This window comes from Gemmatimonadaceae bacterium (genome assembly GCA_036003045.1).
In the GTDB taxonomy this organism is placed as follows: domain Bacteria; phylum Gemmatimonadota; class Gemmatimonadetes; order Gemmatimonadales; family Gemmatimonadaceae; genus JAQBQB01.
Genome location: DASYSS010000041.1, coordinates 1 through 1,646, shown reverse-complemented (window position 1 = coordinate 1,646; position 1,646 = coordinate 1). Strand labels below are relative to the sequence as shown.

The following is a 1,646-nucleotide window of genomic DNA, read 5'->3' as shown; positions in this document are numbered from 1 at the left end:
GATGTTCCTTCCGCTGCAGTTCGCACTCTGCATGGCCTCGCCGGCGCGGCGGCCGTTTCACATCGCGACGTTCGCCCTCTCGTCGTTCACGTTCCTGCTCACCCAGTCGCGCGGCGGCTATCTCAGTCTCCTTGCCGGTGGGATCGCCTGGGCCCTGTGGGCAGGCCGCCGATCGCGTTTTGCCGCGATTGCGACGCTGGTCGTTCTCGGCGTCCTTGCGGTCGTTCTGCACGCGAGACTCGCGCCGTTGTTGAACGAGCAGGTCGGAAGCGGCGTTGCCGCCGATGTTCCGAGCCGTATGGAGATGTGGTCGCGCGCGGTGCGGATCATCGGCGACTTTCCGATCACCGGCATCGGGATGAACACCTTCCGCCGGATCATGCCTGCGATGTATCCGGTGTTTCTCACTCCGCCCGAGGTCGACGTGGCGCACGCGCACAACCACTTGCTGCAAGCCGCGCTCGACCTCGGACTCCCCGGTCTCGTCGCGTACCTCGCCGTCTGGTTCGGGGCGGCATCGCTGCTCGCGAGGACCTGGCGCGTTGCCCCGGACGCGTGGCTGCGATGGATCGCGGGAGGAACGGCAGCGGGGATGATCGCGTACTTCGCGTTCGGAACGGTCGACGCGATCGCGCTCGGCGCGAAGGTCGGCGTCTTCTTCTGGATCGCGCTCGCCCTCATCGTTTCGTTGCACCGAGTGGCGGAACAACCGGCGTGATCGACTGGATCTTCATTGCGCGTCACGGCCTCTGGATTCTCGGATCGGCGATCGCGCTCGCGGCCTGGAGCTATGGCCGTATCGACGGGTTCACGGCGACGGCTCTCCTGGCGGCGCGTATCGGCGTACTGCTCTTCTGCGTGGGATTCGCGCTGGTGACGCCCCTCTGGCAAGCGATGATCTGGACAGCGATCTCGCTCCTGGTCGCCTTCGACACATGGAAAACACGATAGGAATCGACTGGCGCGACTGGATCCGGCGTTCCATGCCGCAGATCGTCATCGGCGCGGTGATCGGTGCGGGTACGCTGGCGCTGGCGCTGCGGCACATCGACTGGAGCGGCGTGGGGAACGCACTGCGGAACACCCGCCCATCGATGGCCCTCGCCGCGTTACTGCTGACGTTCGTGACGCTCGTGCTCAGCGTGACGCGTTGGTGGCTGCTCTTCACGCCCGAGCATCATGAGCGGAACTGGTGGGTACTCGCCGGTGCGATCGTCATCGGACAGACGGCGAACGTCGTTCTCCCCGGAAGAGTCGGTGAGATCGCCCGCATGTTCCTCGTCGGCACGCGCGAGCGGGTGAGCAAGGCGCGCGTCGCCGCGACCATCGTGGTCGAGAAGGTCACCGATCTCGCGGTCTTTGCGGTCTTCACAGGCTATGTGTTGGTCGCGATGACGCTCCCGTCGTGGATGATGCGGTCGGGAACGGCGCTCACCGTGACGTCCGCACTGCTCGTCCTCGTCATCCTCGGACTCTCGTTCTGGAGCGGAGCCCTGCTGCGGGTCGTCGAAGCGATCGCGAGACATCTTCCGGAACGGTGGGGGAGGCGTCTGATTGCACTGAGCGAAGCGGCGCTCGACGGCCTGCGGTCACTCCGCGACTGGCGTGCCGGCCTCGCGATCTGGTTTCTCGCTGCGACGATCCTG

General features: G+C 66.0%; 3 protein-coding genes. All 3 read left to right on the top strand.

What is annotated here, in order from left to right:
- The coding region (locus VGQ44_10265; protein HEV8447197.1) for an O-antigen ligase family protein at positions 1–718 on the top strand (718 nt) is incomplete at its 5' end.
- Complete coding sequence (locus VGQ44_10260; GenBank protein ID HEV8447196.1) at positions 715–951, top strand: hypothetical protein; 237 nt, start codon at positions 715–717, stop codon at positions 949–951. The genes VGQ44_10265 and VGQ44_10260, both read left to right, overlap by 4 nt.
- A partial coding sequence (locus tag VGQ44_10255) for a lysylphosphatidylglycerol synthase transmembrane domain-containing protein (protein HEV8447195.1) occupies positions 936–1,646 on the top strand: 711 nt, incomplete at its 3' end. The genes VGQ44_10260 and VGQ44_10255, both read left to right, overlap by 16 nt.